Annotated in this window: 1 protein-coding gene and 1 pseudogene; one reads left to right on the top strand and one right to left on the bottom strand. The window is 77.2% G+C overall.

Annotated features, from left to right (window positions below; genetic code table 11):
- On the top strand, positions 1–825 hold an 825-nt coding region (locus CR470_RS38110), incomplete at its 5' end, for an FtsX-like permease family protein (protein WP_143663998.1).
- Positions 826–930: 105 nt separating this feature from the next.
- On the opposite strand, the pseudogene CR470_RS38105 reads toward CR470_RS38110, so the two are convergent.
- Positions 931–1125: pseudogene (locus tag CR470_RS38105) on the bottom strand (LysR family transcriptional regulator); the annotation flags it as partial.

Genomic DNA, 1125 nt, shown 5'->3' with positions numbered 1-1125 from the left:
GTGCTGACCCGGCTGCCCGTACTGGGTGTGGAGGCGCGCGGCCTGTCCGGCACGCTCGACCCCCGCGTCACGGCGGGCGATCTGGACCGGCTCACGGGGCGCGACGCCGTCGCGGTCGGGGCGGACCGGGCGAAGAGCCTCGACGTGGGCCTCGGGGACCGGGTCGCGCTGCGGCTCGGCGACGGTACGCGGGTGGAGCCCCGGGTCGTCGCGGTGTACGAACACGCGCTGGGCCTGGGTGAGTTCCTCTTCCCGCGTGAGGCGCTGGCGGGCCATGTCTCGGCCGCGCGGGACCAGGTCGTGCTGATCCGGACCGGGGCCGCGTCCGGTGCGGACCCGGCGGCCGGGGTGCGTCAGGCGCTGGCTCCGTACGGCGGCGGGGTGACGGTGCGGGCCGCCACGGGCGACGACGTGGCGATCGCTCCGCCGGTGTCGGACGGGGACAACGCCGTGATCGTCATCGGCGTCGGGGTGATCGGCGGCTTCGCGCTGCTGGCCGTGGTGAGCACGCTGGCGCTGATCACGATCGGCCGCCGGGGCGAGTTCCGGCTGCTGCGGATGGTCGGCACGGGGCGTCGGCAGCTCCGGCGGATGCTGGTGCTGGAGACCGGCCTGGTCACCTTCGCCGGGCTGGTGATCGGCACGGCGGTGGCCGCGGTCCCGCTGACCGCGTTCGCCGTCTCGCTGGCGGGCACGGCCCCGTATCTCCCGCCGGTGCACTACGCGGTGGTCGCGGGGGCGGTGGCGCTCGCCGCCGCGGCGGGGACGCTGGTCCCGGGCGCGTCGGCCGGGGGACGCTTCGTCCTGGGACGCCGGGCGGGGTGAGGGACGGAGCGGCGGGGCGGGCCGGGAGACGGCTGAGCGGCGGAGGGGCTGAGTGATGGAGGGGCGGCGCAGGAGCAAGAGCAGCGGGCGGGACGGGTCCGGGGCTCAGGCCCGTGCCAGGCCCGCTTCCCTGACCGCCACCGCCTCCATCGCGTCCAGCACCGGCCGGATCAGCGGATGGCCCTCGGCCCCCTGTCGTACGGCCGCGAAGACGCGGCGGGTGGGGGCGCTACCCTCGACGGGGCGGACGACCACCCCGGTCAGTTCCATGCCGCGCAGCGCGGACCGGGGCACCAGGGC

This window comes from Streptomyces sp. rh34 (genome assembly GCF_002551245.1).
Taxonomy (GTDB): domain Bacteria; phylum Actinomycetota; class Actinomycetes; order Streptomycetales; family Streptomycetaceae; genus Streptomyces.
The sequence above is the reverse complement of the archived record's forward strand: the minus strand, read 5'-3'. Positions and strand labels throughout refer to the sequence as shown.